An 18,573-nucleotide genomic window follows, 5' to 3' on the forward strand; every position below is an offset into this window, starting at 1 on the left:
CGCCGGCAAGTAACCGTCCTCGGAGACCAAGCGTATGAACATCCATGAATATCAGGCCAAGGCGCTGCTGAAGTCGTTCGGCGCGCCGGTAGCAAGCGGCGTTCCGGTGTTCAAGGCGAGCGAGGCGGAAGCTGCCGCCAAGGCGCTGCCCGGCCCGCTTTATGTGGTGAAGAGCCAGATCCATGCCGGCGGCCGCGGCAAGGGCAAGTTCAAGGAGCTCGGCCCCGATGCCAAGGGCGGCGTGCGCCTGGCGAAGTCGGCGGCCGAAGTCGTCGCCAACACCAACGAGATGCTCGGCCACACGCTGGTCACCAAGCAGACCGGTCCGGCCGGCAAGCAGGTCAACCGCCTCTATATCGAAGACGGCGCCGACATCGAGCGCGAGCTTTATCTGTCGATCCTGGTCGACCGCTCAGTCGGCCGCATCGCCTTCGTCGTCTCGACCGAGGGCGGCATGGACATCGAGACGGTCGCGCATGACACGCCGGAGAAGATCGTCACCGTCGCCATCGACCCGGAAAAGGGTGTCACGGCGGATGACATCAAGAAGATCAACGCGGCGCTCAAGCTCGACGGCGACGCGGCCAAGGATGGTGGCGCGCTGTTTCCGATCCTTTACAAGGCGTTCGTCGAGAAGGATATGAGCCTGCTCGAGGTCAATCCGCTGATCGTCATGAAGGACGGCCATCTGCGCGTGCTCGACGCGAAAGTGTCGTTCGACAACAACGCGCTGTTCCGTCACCCGGACGTGGTTGAACTGCGCGACACGACGGAAGAGGACGAGAAGGAAATCGAGGCGTCAAAATACGACCTCGCTTATGTCGCGCTCGACGGCAATATCGGCTGCATGGTCAACGGCGCCGGCCTCGCCATGGCAACGATGGACATCATCAAGCTCTATGGTGCAGAGCCGGCTAACTTCCTCGATGTCGGCGGCGGCGCGTCGAAGGAGAAGGTCACGGCGGCGTTCAAGATCATCACCAAGGATCCCGCGGTCAAAGGCATCCTGATCAACATCTTCGGCGGCATCATGAAGTGCGACATCATCGCCGAGGGCGTCATCGCGGCGGTCAAGGAAGTCGGCCTGAAAGTGCCGCTGGTGGTGCGCCTGGAAGGCACCAATGCCGAGCTCGGCAAGAAGATCATCAACGAGAGCGGCCTGAATGTCGTCTCGGCCGACGATCTCGACGACGCGGCCAAGAAGATTGTGGCGGCGGTTAAGGGTTGAGCGGATGCCTCCGCGCAAGATAAACTTGGTCGAGGCGGCGGACGCGAAGATCACCAAGGTCTTCGATCCGCATATCGCCGGCGACGTCAATGACAGCCAGGCCAAGGTCGCCAAGTTCGGCGAGGCGTTCGACTGGCACGCGCATGACAACGAAGACGAAGCCTTCCTCGTCCTGCGCGGGCGGATCGCCATCGATTTCCGCGACGGTCCGGTCGAGCTCGGCGAGGGCGATTTCATCGTCGTGCCGCGCGGCGTCGAGCACCGGCCGCGTTCGCTGACTTCAGAGCCCGTGGTGCTGATGTTCGAGCCGGCAACGACCTTGAACACCGGCAATGCCCGGAGTGACCTCACCGTCTCCGACCTGAAGCGGCTCTGATTCATGAACGCTGCCTCCTTCTCCTCGCTGTCCGCCGATCACCAGCGCCTGCAGGCGCTGGTCGGCGCATGGCGTGGCGAGGAAGAGGTGGCGGACACGCAATGGGCTGATGGCGGCCCGGCGACCGCGGACGTGCTGGCTGAGGCTGAGTTCGGCGGTCTGTTCGTGGTGCAGCGCTATCGCCAGCGCCGCGATGGCACGATTTCCTTCGGTTCGCACAATGTGTTCGGCTTCGACCAGCAGAACCACGTCGTCACCATGCATCAGTTCGATTCAATGGGCGTCGTGCCCGCATCACCGGCCACGGGCGCGTGGAACGGCAGCGAGCTGGTCCTGGAGCGGTCGTCGCCACGCGGCGCCGCGCGCGTGACGTATATTTTCGAAGACGCCGATACCTACCGCATGAAACTTCAATTCAAGCCTGCCGGAAGCGATGCCTGGCAAGACATGGTGAGCGGGCTCTACCGGCGCGTTCAACCTTCCGGGATCGGGGAAGGCTGACCGATGGAGACCGTGGCTAAGACGATTGAAAGATTACACATAATCACACATATTATGCCTGTGTATTTATGTGGAGACGCACAATGAAGAACGTCACCCTGGCCATGGACGCGGCTCTGCTTGAAAAGGCGAGAGCTCTCGCCGAACGTCGCAAGACCACGCTCAACGCCCTCATTCGTTCACTGCTCGCGCATGAAGTTGAGCAGGAAGACCGGATTGCCTGGGCGCGGGAAGGTATGCGTAAGCTGATGGCCGAAACTCCGCTCGACCTTGGGCCCGCGTACAAATGGAATCGGGACGAGATCTATGCCGAACGAGAAGATAGAATGCTTTCTCGACTCGAACGTCCTGCTGTACGCGGCTTCGGAGAGGACAAGTGATCCTCGCCGACACGATATCGCGCAAAGGCTTGTGCTGGAGACTGTCTTCGGCGTCTCCGGTCAGATCTTGGCCGAATTCGCAAACGTTGCAAGACGCAAATCAGTCTCTGCCGACGCGGTGGTCGACCAGTGGCTGGTGTTTCTCGGCGCGCTGCCGTTTGTCGCGGTCGACCAAGCCTATGTCATCGCGGGGCTTCGTCTCGCGCGCCGCTATCAACTTAAATATTATGACGCAGCATTGCTCGCGGCAGCGGAACGACTCGGCGCGCCGATTTTCTACACCGAAGATCTCAACCACAACCAGGTTTATGGCTCGGTCCGGGCCGTCAATCCTTTCTTGTAATCGCTGAATTCAGAGGCGTTCCCACTCATGTCCATTCTCATCGACAAGAACACCAAGGTTCTGGTGCAGGGCCTGACCGGCAAGACCGGCACGTTCCACACCGAACAGGCTTTGGCCTATCACGGCACCAAGATGGTGGGCGGCATCCACCCCAAGAAGGGCGGCGAGACCTGGACCGGCTCGAAGGGCGAGAGCCTGCCGATCTTTGCCACCGTCGCCGAGGGCAAGGCCAAGACCGGCGCCAATGCCTCCGTCATCTATGTGCCGCCGGCGGGCGCCGGTGAAGCCATCCTGGAAGCGATCGAGGCGGAGATCCCGCTTATCGTCTGCATCACCGAAGGCATCCCGGTGATGGACATGGTCAAGGTCAAGGCGCGGCTCGACCGCTCGACCTCGCGGCTGATCGGACCGAACTGCCCGGGCGTGCTGACGCCCGACGAATGCAAGATCGGCATCATGCCCGGCAACATCTTCCGCAAGGGTTCGGTCGGCGTTGTTTCGCGCTCAGGAACGCTTACCTATGAGGCAGTCTTCCAGACCACCAATGTCGGCCTCGGCCAGACCACGGCGGTGGGCATCGGCGGCGACCCGGTCAAGGGCACCGAGTTCATCGATGTGCTCGAGATGTTCCTTGCCGACGACGAGACCAAGTCGATCATCATGATCGGCGAGATCGGCGGCTCGGCCGAGGAAGACGCCGCGCAGTTCCTGAAGGACGAGGCCAAGCGCGGCCGCAAGAAACCAATGGCGGGCTTCATCGCCGGGCGCACCGCGCCGGCTGGCCGCACCATGGGCCATGCGGGCGCGGTGATCTCGGGCGGCAAGGGCGGCGCGGAAGACAAGATCGCGGCGATGGAATCGGCCGGCATCAAGGTATCGCCGTCGCCGGCGCGTCTCGGCACGACGCTGGTTGAAGCGATCAAGGGTTAAGGCAGTAAGGAGTAGGGCAGTATGGCAGTAGGGGAACAGGAAGAACGGGGCTAGCGCGGCTGCTTTCCCTACTGCCTTACCCCCTACTGCCCTACTCCCCTCCAAAAACAGGAGACGGAGCCGGGCTCCGCAGACAAAAAATGGCACGACAAGATCAGGCCAACGACCAATTCTCGCTCACCTCTTTCCTCTATGGCGGCAATGCCGATTATATCGACGCGCTCTACGCTGCCTATGAGGACGATCCGGCCTCGGTCGATCCCGAGTGGCAGGATTTCTTCGCGGCGCTGAAAGACGATGCGGGCGACGTTCGCAAGAATGCCAAGGGCGCCTCCTGGGCAAAGCCTTCCTGGCCGCTGCAGGCCAATGGCGAGTTGGTCTCGGCGCTCGACGGCAATTGGGGCCTGGTCGAAAAGACGATCGAGAAGAAGGTCAAGGACAAGGCGGTCACCAACGGCGTGGTCCTGTCCGATGCCGACGTGCATCAGGCGACGCGCGATTCGGTGCGCGCCATCATGATGATCCGCGCTTATCGTATGCGCGGCCACCTGCACGCCAATCTGGATCCCCTCGGCATCGCCAAGCCGCTCGAAGACTATAACGAGCTGTCGCCGGAGAATTACGGCTTCACATCAGCCGACTATGACCGGCCGATCTTCCTCGACAATGTGCTGGGGCTCGAATTCGGCACCATACGGCAGATGCTGGAGATCCTGACCCGCACCTATTGCTCGACGCTCGGCGTCGAGTTCATGCACATCTCCGACCCGGAAGAGAAAGCCTGGATCCAGGCCCGCATCGAAGGCGCCGACAAGGAAATCACCTTCACCGCGACCGGCAAGAAGGCGATCATGCAGAAGCTGGTCGAGGCCGAGGGCTTCGAGCAGTTCATCGACGTCAAGTACAAGGGCACCAAGCGCTTCGGCCTTGACGGCAGCGAGTCGCTGATCCCGGCGCTCGAGCAGATCGTCAAGCGCGGTGGCCAACTCGGCCTCAAGGAGATCGTGCTCGGCATGGCCCATCGCGGCCGCCTCAACGTGCTCTCCCAGGTGATGGCCAAACCGCATCGCGCCATCTTCCACGAGTTCAAGGGCGGCTCCGCCGCTCCCGACGAGGTCGAAGGCTCGGGTGACGTCAAGTACCATCTCGGCGCCTCGTCGGACCGCGAGTTCGACGGCAACAAGGTGCATCTGTCGCTGACCGCCAACCCCTCGCATCTGGAGATCGTCGATCCGGTGGTGATGGGCAAGGCACGCGCCAAGCAGGACCAGCTTTCCGGCCGCGAGCGCGGCGAGGTCGTGCCGCTGTCGGAGCGCGCCAAGGTCATGCCGCTGTTGCTGCATGGCGATGCTGCCTTTGCCGGCCAGGGCGTGATCGCCGAAATCCTCGGGCTCTCCGGCCTGCGCGGCCATCGCGTCGCCGGCACGCTGCATTTCATCATCAACAACCAGATCGGTTTCACCACCAATCCGCGCTTCTCGCGCTCTTCGCCCTATCCGTCGGATGTGGCCAAGATGATCGAGGCGCCGATCTTCCATGTGAACGGCGACGATCCGGAAGCGGTGGTGCATGCCGCCAAGGTGGCGACCGAATTCCGCATGAAGTTCCACAAGCCGGTGGTGGTGGACATGTTCTGCTATCGCCGCTTCGGCCACAATGAGGGTGACGAGCCGTCCTTCACCCAGCCGATCATGTATCGCAACATCCGCACGCATAAGACGGTCGTGCAGGTCTATGCCGACCGCCTGATCGCCGAAGGCCACTTCACCCAGGCCGAGGTCGACAAGATGCGGGCCGACTGGCGCGCGCATCTGGAAGCCGAGTGGGAAGTCGGCCAGCATTACAAGCCGAACAAGGCCGACTGGCTGGACGGCGCGTGGTCAGGCCTGCGCACCGCCGACAACCAGGACGAACAGCGGCGCGGCAAGACCGCCGTGCCGGTGCGCACGCTGAAGGAAATCGGCAAGAAGCTGACCGAGGTGCCGAAGGATTTCGAGGCGCACAAGACGATCCTGCGCTTCCTCGAGAACCGCCGCCAGGCGATCGAATCCGGCGAAGGCATCGACTGGTCGACGGCCGAGGCGCTGGCCTTCGGCGCCATCTTGCTCGACGGCAACCCGATCCGGCTCTCCGGCCAGGATTCCGAACGCGGCACCTTCTCGCAGCGCCATTCGGTGCTCTACGACCAGAACGACGAGACCCGCTACATCCCGCTCAACAATCTCTCGGCGGCGCAAGCCGGCTACGAAGTCATCAACTCGATGCTGTCGGAAGAGGCGGTGCTCGGTTTCGAATATGGCTACAGCCTCGCCGAACCGAAGGCGCTGACATTGTGGGAAGCGCAGTTCGGCGATTTCGCCAACGGCGCGCAAGTGGTGTTCGACCAGTTCATCTCGTCGGGCGAGCGCAAGTGGCTCAGAATGTCGGGTCTCGTCTGCCTGTTGCCGCATGGCTATGAGGGCCAGGGGCCTGAGCATTCCTCGGCCAGGCTGGAGCGCTTCCTGCAGCTCTGCGCCGAGGACAACATGCAGGTCGCCAACGTCACGACGCCGGCTAACTATTTCCACATCCTTCGCCGGCAATTGAAGCGCGACTTCCGCAAGCCGCTGATCCTGATGACGCCGAAGTCGCTGCTGCGCCACAAGCGGGCGGTGTCGACGCTGCCGGAAATGTCGGGCGAAAGCTCGTTCCACCGGCTGTTGTGGGACGACGCGCAGCTGTTGCCGAACCAGGCGATCAAGCTGGTCAAGGATTCCAAGATCCGCCGCGTCGTGCTGTGCTCGGGCAAGGTCTATTACGACCTCTACGAGGAGCGCGAGAAGCGCGGCATCAACGACATCTATTTGTTGCGCGTCGAACAGCTCTATCCGTTCCCGGCCAAGGCGCTGATCACCGAGCTGTCACGCTTCCGCAATGCCGAGATGGTGTGGTGCCAGGAGGAGCCCAAGAACATGGGCGCCTGGTCGTTCATCGACCCTTATCTGGAATGGGTGCTGGCGCATATCGACGCCAAGCATCAGCGGGTGCGCTACACGGGACGGCCGGCCTCGGCCTCGCCGGCGACGGGCTTGATGTCGAAGCATCTCAGCCAGCTCGCCGCGTTGCTCGACGACGCGCTGGGCGAATAGACCGGACGAACAGACCTCAAGAAGAGAAGAGAACGGACAGGCACAATGGCTACCGAAATCCGCGTCCCCACTCTGGGCGAATCCGTCACCGAAGCGACCGTCGGCAAGTGGTTCAAGAAGGTCGGCGACGCGATCGCCGCCGACGAGCCGCTGGTCGAGCTCGAAACCGACAAGGTGACGGTGGAGGTGCCAGCGCAGGGCGCCGGGACGCTGGCCGAGATCACCGTCAAGGAAGGCGAGACAGTGGCGGTCGGCGCGCTGCTCGGCTCGATTTCGGCGGATGGGGCAACCGCAGTTGCGGCAGCCAAGCCGCAAGCCGTCGCGCAGGCTTCCAGCCCCGACGCAGCGCACACCACCAAGCAAGCGGCGGCTGAAACCGCCAAGATTGCCGGCGATGCCGGTCCGATCGAGCCGCGCACCATGCCGCCGGCGCCGGCCGCGGCCAAGCTGATCGCCGAAAACAATCTTGCCGTCGACCAGCTGTCGGGTTCCGGCAAGCGCGGCCAGGTGCTGAAGGGCGACGTGCTCGACGCCATCGCCAGGGGCGCCCCGTCGCAGCCGGCGGAGACGCCGAAGGCGGCTCCGGCGCCGGCCCCCGTCGTGGCTCGCGCGCCGTCATCCGGGGACGATGCATCCCGCGAAGAGCGCGTGCGCATGACCAAGCTGCGCCAGACGATTGCGCGCCGGCTGAAGGAAGCGCAGTCGACCGCCGCCATGCTCACCACCTTCAACGAGGTGGATATGAGCGCGGTGATGGCGCTGCGGTCCAAGTACAAGGACGTGTTCGAGAAGAAGCATGGCGTGAAGCTCGGCTTCATGGGCTTCTTCACCAAGGCGGTGACGCACGCGCTGAAGGAAATCCCCTCGGTCAACGCCGAGATCGACGCCACTGACATCATCTTCAAGAACTATGCCCATATCGGCGTCGCCGTCGGCACCGAAAAGGGTCTCGTCGTGCCGGTGGTGCGCGATGCCGACCAGATGTCCATCGCCGAGATCGAGAAGGAGATCGGCCGGCTGGGCATCGCCGCGCGCGACGGCAAGCTCTCCGTCGCCGACATGCAGGGCGGCACGTTCACGATTTCCAATGGCGGTGTTTACGGCTCGCTGATGTCGACGCCGATCCTCAATGCGCCGCAGTCCGGCATCCTCGGCATGCACAAGATCCAGGACCGGCCGGTGGTGGTCGGCGGCCAGATCGTGATCCGGCCGATGATGTATCTGGCGCTGAGCTACGATCACCGCATCGTCGACGGCAAGGAAGCCGTGACCTTCCTGGTGCGCGTCAAGGAAAGCCTCGAGGATCCCGAGCGGCTGGTGCTCGATCTGTGATCGGGCGGAGCTGATCCGCGATGAGCGGCTGGCTGGAAGAGTTAGGGTTCAGGCTCGGCCGTGCGATACGGACTTTTCGACGTGGGCCTTCGACCGCTAGCCCCACCCTCGCGGTGTCATCGGCATGGGATCCGGCGCAAGCGAGCAGCAATCTCGGCCTCTTCCTTCTGAGCGAAGCTCAAAGGGCGGAAAGAGAGATAACCGTCACGGTGATCGGCGAGCTGGATTTGCCGACAGGCGAAATCATCGCCTGCGATCCGCTGACGACCGGAACCGATTGGCCAGCGTTAAGCCGCAAGGTCAAATCGGGGCGATACCCGGTTTCGCTGCTCGAGGCGCAAGGCCGTGTTGCCGCAGCGGTCCTGCGTTTTCGGCCCGGCACGCCGTTTCGCTGGGAACTTGCAACCTTGCCCGACCAGGATGCATCGATCTTGAAAGGCGAGCAGGTATTTGGATATCCAGTCGATGTCGGCCTCGGTTCGTTTATGGACACGGCGGCAATGGCGTTGATGTCGGAACAACGGGACAAGCTTGAGCCCCACCAGAATTATTATGATGACGTGCTGGCGGCCGAGTTCGCGCCCAACCAGGATCGCTTCGTCATGCACCATCCGGTCCCCGGTAATCCGATCAACATAGCGATTTTCTCGAGCGGCTGGGGTGACGGAATCTATGCATCGTTTTGGGGATTGGACGCGGCCGGCCAGCCACTGCTTTTGATGACCGACTTCGAGGTGCTCGAAAACGCAGATGGCCGCGGGAGCAACCAGGCGAACTGATGGCCGACGTCACCTTGCCCATGATCGGATTTGCGGCCGGGTCGCTGGTTCTCACAGCCATGATTTCAGCCGCCCATGCCGCCTGCCCGATCCAGCTCGCGGTCTATGGCGAGCCGCGGAGCGGCGCCGAGATCGATTTCACGCCGACCGGCACGTCGGCGACGATCACCAACACCTTCCGCATGATCCTCGACAACAATGTCGTGCTCGACGGCATCGCCATGTGGACCGAGGGCTCCACGGGGCGGCCGCACGGCTCGCTGATGTACAAATGTCCGACCGGCGACGTCTCCGGGGACGAGCTTGCCGCCTGCACACTTTGGCAGGGCGTCATCTACAGCGCCGATGAAAAGGGTGTTGCCGGGTTGCTGCCGGCCGAAGGCGTCGACGCGCCGAAAAACCTGATCTTTCCCGACCTCGGGCCGTCGCTTGAAATGTCGACCGCATATGGTCCCGCCGGCTTCTCCAAAGTGCCGTGGGACGTCTTTGTTCTGAAGGGATGCCAGGAATGAGCATGGACAAGAAAGTGCTTCTGGTTACCGGCGGCAGCCGCGGCATCGGCGCCGCCATCTGCCGGCAGGCCAGCCGGGCCGGCTATCGGGTGGCCATCAATTATGCCTCCAATCAGGTCGCCGCCGAGGCGCTGGTCGCCGAGCTCAAGGCCGGCGGCGGCGACGCCTTCGCGGTGAAAGGCGACGTCGGCAACGAGGCGGATGTCGTGGCGATGTTCGAGGCGGTCGACAGCGCCTATGGCAGGCTCGATGCCTTCGTCAACAATGCCGGCATAGTCGATGCCAGAGCGCGCGTCGACGAAATGAGCGCCGCGCGGGTCGAGCGCATGATGCGCATCAACGTCGTCGGCTCTTTTCTCTGCGCACGCGAAGCGGTGAAACGCATGTCGACGCGGCACGGTGGCAAGGGCGGCGCCATCGTCAACATCTCCTCGATCGCGGCCCGGCTGGGCGGACCAGGCGAGTATGTCGACTACGCCGCCTCGAAGGGCGCCATCGACACCTTCACCATTGGGCTGGCGCGCGAGGTGGCCGGGGAAGGCGTGAGGGTCAATGCCGTCAGTCCGGGGATCATCGACACCGAAATTCATGCGTCTGGCGGCCAGCCCGGCCGCGCCGAAAGGCTGCGTGGGATCATCCCCCTGCAGCGCCCGGGAAAGACGGAAGAAATCGCCAATGCTGTCCTGTGGCTTTTGTCGGACGAAGCGTCCTACGCCGTGGGCGCGAATTTGGAACTGGGTGGCGGCCGCTGAAGGCCAGATAAAAAGGACACCATCATGGCTTATGACGTCGTTATCATCGGATCGGGACCGGGCGGCTATGTCTGCGCCATCAAGGCGGCGCAGCTCGGCCTGAAGACGGCGGTGGTCGAGAAGAACGCCACGTTCGGCGGCACCTGCCTCAACATCGGCTGCATTCCGTCGAAAGCGCTGCTTTACGCCTCCGAAATGTTCGCCGAGGCGGGCCACGCCTTCGATACGCTCGGCATCGAGGTCGCCGCGCCAAAGCTCAATTTGAAGAAGATGATGACGCATAAGGATACGACGGTGGCCTCCAACGTCAACGGCGTCGCCTTCCTGTTCAAGAAGAACAAGATCGAGTCTTTCCGCGGCACCGGCAAGGTGGTCGGCGCCGGCAAGGTTTCGGTGACCGGCGAGGACGGCAAGGTCGAGGAGATCGAAACCAAAAACATCGTCATCGCCACGGGCTCCGATATCGCCGGCATTCCGGGCGTCAAAGTCGATTTCGACGAGAAGGTGATCGTGTCGTCGACCGGCGCGCTGTCATTGACCAAGGTGCCGGAGCGCCTGGTGGTCGTCGGCGGTGGCGTCATCGGTCTGGAGCTCGGCTCGGTCTGGGCGCGGCTCGGCGCCAAGGTCACGGTGGTCGAATTCCTCGACACCATCCTCGGCGGCATGGATGGCGAGGTGTCGAAACAGTTCCAGCGGCTGCTCTCCAAGCAGGGCTTCGAGTTCAAGCTCGGCGCCAAGGTCACCGGCGTCGCCAAGGCCAAGAAGGGCGCCACCATCACTTTCGAGCCGGTCAAGGGCGGCGCCGCCGAGACGATCGAGGCCGATGTGGTGCTGGTCGCCACGGGACGCCGCCCCTACGCCGACAGCCTCGGGCTGAAGGAAGCGGGCGTCGAGGTCGACGAGCGCGGCCGGGTCAAGACCGATGGGCATTTGAAGACCAATGTGCCTGGCATCTACGCCATCGGCGATGTCATCGCCGGACCGATGCTGGCGCACAAGGCCGAGGACGAAGGTGTCGCGGTCGCCGAGACCATTGCCGGCCAAGCCGGTCATGTGAATTATGACGTTATCCCGAGCGTCGTCTACACCAGTCCGGAAATCGCCTCGGTCGGCAAGACCGAGGAGGAGCTGAAGAAGGCCGGCATCGACTACAAGGTCGGCAAGTTCCCGTTCAGCGCCAATGGCCGTGCGCGCGCCATGCTGCACACCGATGGTTTCGTGAAGATCCTCGCCGACAAGGCCAGTGACCGCGTGCTCGGCGTGCACATCGTCGGCTTCGGCGCCGGCGAGATGATCCACGAAGCGGCGGTGCTGATGGAATTCGGCGGCTCGTCGGAAGATCTCGCCCGCACCACCCACGCCCATCCGACGATGTCGGAAGCGGTGAAGGAAGCGGCTCTGGCGACGTTCTTCAAGCCGATCCATATCTAGCGTTACGCACGCATCAGCGTTCGGTACGGCCCGGCTGGCGCCGTTCGTCTAGGAGATACCTCGTGTCCAAAGGTTCTGATCTGCTTGTCGCTGCTCTCGAGAATGAGGGCGTGGATCGTATCTTCGGCATACCGGGCGAAGAGAATCTCGACGTCGTCGAATCCATTCGTAAATCCTCGATCGAGCTGATCCTGACCCGCCACGAACAGGCGGCGGCTTTCATGGCTGCTACCCACGGCCGGCTCACCGGTAGACCCGGGGTCTGCATCACCACACTCGGCCCCGGCGCCTTGAACCTGACGACAGGCGCGGCCTATGCGCTGCTCGGCGCCATGCCGATGGTCATGATCACCGGGCAGAAGGGCATCAGGTCGTCCAGGCAGGCCCGGTTCCAGATCGTCGACGTCGTCGCGGCGATGAAGCCCTGACCAAGCTCTCGCGTCAGATCGTTTCGCCCAGGATGATCCCGGGCGTGGTGCGAAGGCCTTTCGCGTGGCGGCGGAGGAGCGTCCGGGACCGGTGCTTCTGGAGCTGCCCGAAGACATTGCGGCGGAAGAATGCGAAGCGGTGGCGCTGATTCCGCCGCATCCGGTCGAACTTGCGCCGGCCAGCCCGCTTGCACTCGACCGCGCCGCTCGGATGATCATCGAGGCGAAGCGTCCGCTGGCGATGATGGGCGCCGCCGCCTCGCGGCCGCGCTCGACCTCGGACCTCGCCCAGTTCGTTCTGCGAACCGGTATCCCCTATTTCACCACCCAGATGGGCAAGGGCACGGTGCCCGGGGGAACCGAGCTCTATATGGGCACGGCAGCACTCTCCGAGCGCGACTATGTGCATGAGGCGATCGAACGGGCCGACCTCATCATCACAATTGGCCACGACACCATCGAGAAGCCGCCCTTCATCATGGGCGCCGACGGGCCGCAAGTCATCCATGTCGGCTACCAGCCGGCCAATGTCGAACAGGTCTATTTCCCGCAGACCGAAGTGATCGGCGATATCGGCGCATCGCTCAGGCTGCTGGCCGACCGCCTGCAGGGCAACATTCCCAACGCTCAGGCATTGCTGCCGCTGCGCGGGGGATATTGAGCCGCATCGCTGCGCGCGACACCGAGGATCGCTTCACGCCGCAACGCCTGGTTCACGACGTGCGCGCGGTGATGCCGGCCGACGGCATCCTGGCGCTCGACAATGGCATGTACAAGATCTGGTTCGCGCGCAATTACCGCACTCGCGTCGCCAACACGCTGCTGCTCGACAATGCGCTGGCCACGATGGGCGCCGGCCTGCCGTCGGCGATGATGGCGGCGATGCTCTTTCCCCAACGCCGCGTCATGGCGGTCTGCGGCGATGGCGGCTTCATGATGAACAGCCAGGAGCTGGAAACCGCCGTCAGGTTGAAGCTCAACCTCGTGGTTCTGATCATTGAGGACCATGCCTTTGGCATGATCCGCTGGAAGCAGGCGGTCGACGATTTTCCCGATTTCGGCATGACCTTCGGCAATCCCGACTTTGTCAAATATGCCGAAGCCTACGGCGCCAGGGGAACCAGGGTAAGCGCTATCGCCGACCTCAAGCCGACACTTGAGCAGGCCTTTGCCGGCGGTGGCGTGCATCTCGTCGTCGTTCCGATCGACTACTCGGAGAATGAGCGGGTTCTGGTCGAAGAACTGCGCCATCGGCTGCCCTGGCCTGTGGAGCAGGCCAATCCTGCGCCAGGAAAAGTGTGAGCGGTTAAGTTCGGCGACTTCGCCGTAACCCTCCGTCCGGAATTGCGTAAAAACAAAGAGATAGAGCAATTCCAGGAAAAGCGTGCCCCGGTTTTCCTTGATGTTGAGTTGGACACTGGGGACAGCGCCCCAAAGACGAACGGCCCGCCTTTCGGCGGGCCGTTCGTCGTTCAATGCCGTTCGTTTACTGAGCCGGCGCAGGGGCCGGTGCAGGTGCCGGCGCGGGTGCAGGGGCCGGAGCGGGCGCCGGAGCCGGGGCTGGCGCGGGGGCCGGTGCAGGCGCGGGGGCCGGTGCAGGCGCCGGTTCCGCGGGCTTCATCGCGGGCGCAGGCGCTGGGGCCGGTGTGCTGGCTGCCGGCGGCTCAGCGGGGGCCGGAGCATGCTCGCCGCCGCTTCTGCCAAAGACATAGTACGCAACAATGGCCAGGATAATGACAACTAGGGCGATCAGCCATCCGCTGCCGCCACCGCCACTCGATGAGGGCGGTGTGCTCGGAGAGGTGAAGGGGTCGTTCGGGTTCGCCATGAAACGTGTCCTCCTTGGAATGAAAGGCATCAAAATAACTGGCATCAACGCGCTGATCCCGTAATCGGTTTCACGCGGACGGACGGAAAACACTGAAAAACCGGTATTTTCGAGCCCGTCAGCCGCCAGGCGACTCAGTTGACAGCGGTAACACTATACCCTGCCTTGCGAAAATCTTCGACAAGCCCTTCGGGTCCGGGCAGATGCATGGCGCCGACCGCCATGAAGACATTGCCTTTGGCAAGGATCGGCCCGGCATGCTCGGCCATCACCTTGTTGCGGCTGACGATCATGGTCTGGTCGAATTCGACGTAGTCATCAGCCTCACCGGGAATGGCGGCCTTGAACAGCGGCTCGATCATGCCGATCTCGCCGCGCTGGTAGAGGATGATCATGGTTTCGTTGACGTCGTTGACTTTGTCGCCGAGCTTCAAGGTCTCGACCAGCCCTTTCATGTGAAAGCTGAGCGGCAGCGACGCCATGGCGCGCAACTGGTCGGCGGCTGTCTCCAGCCCTTCGACGGTTTTGCCGGAAGCCTTTGCGTCGGTGGCAAGTTTGTCGTCGAGCACCCGCCCGCCAACGGTCTGGCGCGCCAGCTCGCACGCTGGCAGCGCCAGCATGGCCGACAAAATCCATGGTTTCATCTTGGCGACCGTCGCCGGCGGGATGCCGCGCGCGTCGAGACCCTTGTCCATCACCGCGACGTCCTGCGGCGAGAGCAGCGACGACAGCGTGGTGCTGTCGGTGAACATCATCAGGTCCGGCTCCTTCATCAGGGCCGCCATCATCTTGGTCTTGTCGAGCACGTCGGTGGTTTCGATGATGATGGTGCCGGCGCCGTCATAGGCCTGCTTGGCCGCCGGCGGCAGCGTGGTGACACGCGTGTCGGTCATATGCATGGTGCCGAAGAGATAGGACGGCGTCTCGCCGGGCTTCTCCAGTTTCCACAGCAAGCCCTTGCCGTTCGGCACGGCGGCGGCTTCCGCCTCGACCTTTTCGAAGGCGGCGGGATCGCTCTTTTGCAGCGCCGCCAGCATATCGGCGCCGCTGCAAACGGCTTCGGCATGCACCCGGCCGGCGAGCAGCAGGACGGCAACGAACGACAGTAAGAACAGCAGGTTGAGCGCTGCGAGCAGCTTCAACGAGACGAGGGCCGCGCGGTCGGCGATGGCGATGACGCGTTTCATGAGGATCGTCATAGCGAGCAAAAGCGGCAAAATGGTTAATTGGGGAAATGAAATTGTCCCAAGCGGCTATTGCCCAGCGGTTAGTGGAAACGCCCGTCACTTCGTCATCCACGGGCGGAGCAAGGAGCGTAGCGACGCGGCGCAGACCCGAGGATCCATGCCGCGACGTCCACGCGCCGCCACGGTCCAGAATTCTGCTCCGATGCGCCATTCGCCCAAAGTCACGGAATGGATCCTCGGGTCTTCGCGACGGAGCTTCGCTCCTGCTCCGCCCGTGGATGACGAAGGCTTGGGGCGGCATCGCCAATTGTGTGGCGTTGCTAGCGTCTAAGCCCTTGGATGCGCCTGCTCATAAATCTCAAGCAGCCTTGCCGTGTCGACGCCGGTATAGATCTGGGTGGTCGACAGGCTGGCATGGCCGAGCAATTCCTGAATGGTGCGCAGGTCGCCGCCGCGGCCGAGCAGGTGCGTGGCGAAGGAATGGCGCAGGGCGTGCGGCGTCGCCGTCTCCGGCAGGTTGAGCGCCGAGCGCAGCCTGACCATCTCGCGCTGGACGATGGCAGGGTTGAGCGGGCCGCCACGCGCGCCGCGGAAGAGCAGGCCTTTGGCATCGATATGGTAGGGGCAGAGCCGTCTGTATTCGACGACCGCTTTGTGGGCCACCGGCAGCACCGGCACCAGCCGCGTCTTGCCGCCCTTGCCGGCGACGCGCAGCACAGTGTCGGCCTCGGTGGCAAGATCGGCGCCGGTCAGGCCAAGCGCTTCCGAAATGCGCAGGCCGGAGCCATAAAGCAGCGTCAGCACCGCGGCATTGCGGGCGGCGATCCAAGGCTCTTCGGCCAGTTGGCCTTCGACCGCCACGACCTGTCTGGCGTCGGCCGCCGTCAGCGGCTTGGGCAGCGATTTCGGTTGACGCGGCGCGCGCAGCGCTGCCGCGCCCGCTGCGTTGACCAGGCCGCGCCGTTCGAGAAAGCGCAGCAGCGAGCGGATGCCGGCCAGTCCGCGTCCCAGCGTGCGGGCGCCGGCGCCGCCATTGCGCCGGGCAGCGAGGAAGCCGCGCAGATCGGCCGGGCGCAGGTCTGCGATGTCGGAAATACCGGGCGGGCCACCATTATGTCCGGTCAGAAAATGCAGGAATTGGCGTGTGTCGCGCTCATAGGCTTCGACCGTCTCTGGCGACAGCCGGCGTTCGCGCGCTAGCATCTTCAGCCAGGCTTCGCGCGCCGTCTGGAGGTCGGGTTTCGCCGGGATGAGGAATTCCTGCATGGCGCCATTGTCCGGCAGGCTGGTTAGGAAGCGGTGAAGAGCGCGATCATTGAAATGGTCGTCGCGCGGGGTTAGAGCAGGGCAAAGGAAGAGCCGCTATGTCCAAGCCCCAGAACCCCGTACAGATGGCCGTGATCGGCGCCGCCCACGGCATCAAGGGCGAACTGCGGGTGAAAACCTTCACCGGCGATCCGCTGGCGCTGGCCGATTACGGGCCGCTCTACACCAAGGACGGCCGTGCCTTCCAGATCATCGACATAAGGCCCGCCAACAGCGTTGTCGTGGTGCGCTTCAAGGGCGTCGGCGATCGCAATGCGGCCGAGGCGCTCGCCGGTACCGAACTGTTCGTTGACCGTTCGATGCTGCCCGACGACGGCGAGGAAGATGAATTTTACCATGCCGACCTTGTCGGCCTGGAGGTCCGCGACGACACGGGTGCTGTCGGCAAGGTCGTCGCCGTGCACAATTTCGGTGGCGGCGACATTCTGGATGTCACGCTTGGCGGCCGCAAAGGGGTGCTGATCCCGTTCACGCAGGCAGCGGTTCCAGACGTGTCGATCGCCGAAGGCTTCGTCCGCATCGATCCGCTGGCGGCTGGTCTGGTCGAGGATGAAGATGGGCATGCGCCACGCGAGGAAGATTTTGACCCGAAAGGCCGGCCGCGCGGGCCGAAGGATGCCGGGGGCAACCGGTGAGCTTCGCCGCTTCGGTGCTGACGCTCTATCCTGAGATGTTTCCGGGTGCGCTCGGCCTGTCGCTGGCCGGCCGCGCGTTGGAGGCCGGCACTTGGTCGCTCGAAGCGATCCAGATCCGCGATTTCGCCACCGATAAACACCGCAACGTCGACGACACGCCGGCCGGCGGCGGCGCCGGCATGGTGATGCGCGCCGACGTGCTGGCCAAAGCCATCGACCACGCTTCGCCGCCGGGCGACGAGCGCCCTAGGCTGCTGATGAGCCCACGCGGCAAACCGCTGACACAGGCGCGCGTGCGCGATCTCGCTGCCGGGCCGGGCGCCGTCATTCTCTGCGGCCGCTTCGAAGGAGTCGACCAGCGGCTGATCGAGGCGCGTGGCCTGGAGGAGGTCTCGATCGGCGATTTCATCCTGTCGGGCGGCGAGCCGGCGGCCTTGGTGCTGCTCGACGCGGTGGTGCGGCTCCTGCCCGGCGTCATGGGCAATGCCGTCTCGGGCGAGGAAGAAAGTTTCGAGAACGGCCTGCTCGAACATCCGCATTATACGCGGCCGCAGGAGTTCGAGGGCAGGTCGATCCCGGACGTGCTGATCTCCGGCAACCATAAGAAAATAGCCGAATGGCGCCACGCGGAGGCCGAGAAGCTGACGCGGGAACGGCGACCGGATTTGCTCGGCGATCAGCTCTTGGTGAAATAATAAAAGGCCAAAAACAGGCCGACGGCGACAACGAAGCCGCGCACGACGCCTTGCGGCACGCGCTTGGCGATCCAGACGCCGGCGTAGCCACCGAGCGCGCCGCCGGGGATCATGATGATCGCCTGCGGCCAGGCGACGACACCGCCCCAGACGAAGACCAGGATGGCGATGGCCGCGATGACCACGGCCAGCATGTTCTTCAGCGCGTTCAGCCGGTGGTAGTCGCCGGTCTGCGTCAGACCGAGGGTGGCCAGCATCATCACGCCCATGCCGGCGCCGAAGAAGCCGCCATAGATGGCTGTCACGAACTGCGCCAGCGATCCGGCGATCGTGCCGACCGTGGCTTCGGCACCGGGCTTGGGCGCAGGCTTCAGCCATGGGCCGGCGGCGAACAGCGCGGTTGCTGCGATCAGCAACCACGGCACCAGCGCGCGGAAAGACGGATTGGAGAGCGCGAGCAGGATGAGCGAGCCGGCCAGCGCGCCGAAGGCCGAGATCACGCACAAAAGCAGCGCCTGGCGCCAGAAATGCCTGATGTCGTCGCGATAGGCGAGCGTCGAGGTGATATAGCCCGGAAACTGCGTCACCGAGGAGGTGGCGTTGGCGACGATCGGCGGCACGCCGACCAAGGTCATGGCGCCAAAGGTGACGAAGGTGCCGCCGCCGGCGACGGCGTTGACCGCGCCTGAAACAAAACCCGCCAAAAAGAGCAAGGCCGCGTCGAATATAGTCATGAGGATTGCCGTTGCAGAAAACACATGTTTTCCGGCTTTAGAAAGCGC

The 18,573-nt window shown here is 63.7% G+C and carries 17 protein-coding genes and 1 pseudogene; 15 read left to right on the forward strand and 3 right to left on the reverse strand.

Annotation, left to right across the window (positions count from 1 at the left end; translation table 11 throughout):
• The first annotated feature begins 34 nt into the window (after positions 1-34).
• The 13 genes and pseudogenes from sucC to ACVDG8_RS20770 all read left to right on the forward strand — a co-directional run bounded on the left by sucC (position 35) and on the right by ACVDG8_RS20770 (position 13,422).
• Positions 35-1,228: an ADP-forming succinate--CoA ligase subunit beta gene (gene sucC, locus ACVDG8_RS20710; protein ID WP_447256354.1), complete on the forward strand. Its 1,194-nt coding sequence runs from the start codon at positions 35-37 to the stop codon at positions 1,226-1,228.
• A 4-nt stretch (positions 1,229-1,232) separates the two neighbouring features.
• Positions 1,233-1,604, forward strand: coding sequence for a cupin domain-containing protein (locus ACVDG8_RS20715; RefSeq protein WP_447256355.1), 372 nt, complete (start codon positions 1,233-1,235; stop codon positions 1,602-1,604).
• A 3-nt stretch (positions 1,605-1,607) separates the two neighbouring features.
• Positions 1,608-2,105 (forward strand): DUF1579 family protein, encoded by a 498-nt coding sequence (locus ACVDG8_RS20720; RefSeq protein ID WP_447256356.1) that lies wholly within the window; start codon positions 1,608-1,610, stop codon positions 2,103-2,105.
• A gap of 83 nt (positions 2,106-2,188) precedes the next feature.
• On the forward strand, positions 2,189-2,485 hold the full coding sequence (locus tag ACVDG8_RS20725; RefSeq protein ID WP_447256357.1) for a hypothetical protein: 297 nt from the start codon (positions 2,189-2,191) through the stop codon (positions 2,483-2,485).
• Positions 2,412-2,828: a PIN domain-containing protein gene (locus ACVDG8_RS20730; protein WP_447256358.1), complete on the forward strand. Its 417-nt coding sequence runs from the start codon at positions 2,412-2,414 to the stop codon at positions 2,826-2,828. Before ACVDG8_RS20725 ends, ACVDG8_RS20730 begins: the two co-directional genes overlap by 74 nt.
• A 27-nt stretch (positions 2,829-2,855) precedes the next feature.
• The gene (gene sucD, locus ACVDG8_RS20735) at positions 2,856-3,758 is read left to right on the forward strand and encodes a succinate--CoA ligase subunit alpha (RefSeq protein ID WP_447256359.1); all 903 of its coding nucleotides are present in this window, start codon (positions 2,856-2,858) and stop codon (positions 3,756-3,758) included.
• 140 nt (positions 3,759-3,898) lie between these two features.
• Positions 3,899-6,886 (forward strand): 2-oxoglutarate dehydrogenase E1 component, encoded by a 2,988-nt coding sequence (locus ACVDG8_RS20740; protein WP_447256360.1) that lies wholly within the window; start codon positions 3,899-3,901, stop codon positions 6,884-6,886.
• 45 nt (positions 6,887-6,931) lie between these two features.
• Positions 6,932-8,218, forward strand: coding sequence for a 2-oxoglutarate dehydrogenase complex dihydrolipoyllysine-residue succinyltransferase (gene odhB / locus ACVDG8_RS20745; RefSeq protein WP_447256361.1), 1,287 nt, complete (start codon positions 6,932-6,934; stop codon positions 8,216-8,218).
• Between the two features lie 20 nt (positions 8,219-8,238).
• Positions 8,239-8,997 (forward strand): DUF4241 domain-containing protein, encoded by a 759-nt coding sequence (locus ACVDG8_RS20750; RefSeq protein ID WP_447256362.1) that lies wholly within the window; start codon positions 8,239-8,241, stop codon positions 8,995-8,997.
• Positions 8,998-9,017: 20 nt separating this feature from the next.
• Positions 9,018-9,509, forward strand: coding sequence for a hypothetical protein (locus tag ACVDG8_RS20755; protein WP_447257399.1), 492 nt, complete (start codon positions 9,018-9,020; stop codon positions 9,507-9,509).
• On the forward strand, positions 9,506-10,261 hold the full coding sequence (locus ACVDG8_RS20760; protein ID WP_447256363.1) for an SDR family oxidoreductase: 756 nt from the start codon (positions 9,506-9,508) through the stop codon (positions 10,259-10,261). Before ACVDG8_RS20755 ends, ACVDG8_RS20760 begins: the two co-directional genes overlap by 4 nt.
• Positions 10,262-10,285: 24 nt before the next feature.
• Positions 10,286-11,692 (forward strand): dihydrolipoyl dehydrogenase, encoded by a 1,407-nt coding sequence (lpdA, locus tag ACVDG8_RS20765; RefSeq protein ID WP_447256364.1) that lies wholly within the window; start codon positions 10,286-10,288, stop codon positions 11,690-11,692.
• Between the two features lie 62 nt (positions 11,693-11,754).
• Positions 11,755-13,422: pseudogene (locus ACVDG8_RS20770) on the forward strand (acetolactate synthase large subunit).
• Positions 13,423-14,082: 660 nt separating this feature from the next.
• On the opposite strand, the gene ACVDG8_RS20775 reads toward ACVDG8_RS20770, so the two are convergent.
• On the reverse strand, positions 14,083-15,135 hold the full coding sequence (locus ACVDG8_RS20775) for a TraB/GumN family protein (RefSeq protein ID WP_447256366.1): 1,053 nt from the start codon (positions 15,133-15,135) through the stop codon (positions 14,083-14,085).
• 327 nt (positions 15,136-15,462) lie between these two features.
• Positions 15,463-16,401, reverse strand: a complete 939-nt coding sequence (locus ACVDG8_RS20780) for a tyrosine recombinase XerC (protein ID WP_447256367.1) — start codon at positions 16,399-16,401, stop codon at positions 15,463-15,465.
• A 98-nt stretch (positions 16,402-16,499) separates the two neighbouring features.
• Here ACVDG8_RS20780 and rimM point away from each other — a divergent pair, with 98 nt between their 5' ends.
• Positions 16,500-17,096: a ribosome maturation factor RimM gene (gene rimM / locus ACVDG8_RS20785; RefSeq protein ID WP_447256368.1), complete on the forward strand. Its 597-nt coding sequence runs from the start codon at positions 16,500-16,502 to the stop codon at positions 17,094-17,096.
• On the forward strand, positions 17,093-17,791 hold the full coding sequence (trmD, locus tag ACVDG8_RS20790) for a tRNA (guanosine(37)-N1)-methyltransferase TrmD (protein WP_447256369.1): 699 nt from the start codon (positions 17,093-17,095) through the stop codon (positions 17,789-17,791). The genes rimM and trmD overlap by 4 nt, the downstream gene beginning before the upstream one ends.
• On the opposite strand, the gene ACVDG8_RS20795 is transcribed toward trmD, so the two are convergent.
• Positions 17,773-18,525 (reverse strand): sulfite exporter TauE/SafE family protein, encoded by a 753-nt coding sequence (locus ACVDG8_RS20795; protein WP_447256370.1) that lies wholly within the window; start codon positions 18,523-18,525, stop codon positions 17,773-17,775. The two genes, trmD and ACVDG8_RS20795, sit on opposite strands and share 19 nt — an antisense overlap.
• Between the last annotated feature and the right edge of the window lie 48 nt (positions 18,526-18,573).

This window comes from Mesorhizobium sp. ORM8.1 (assembly GCF_053005525.2).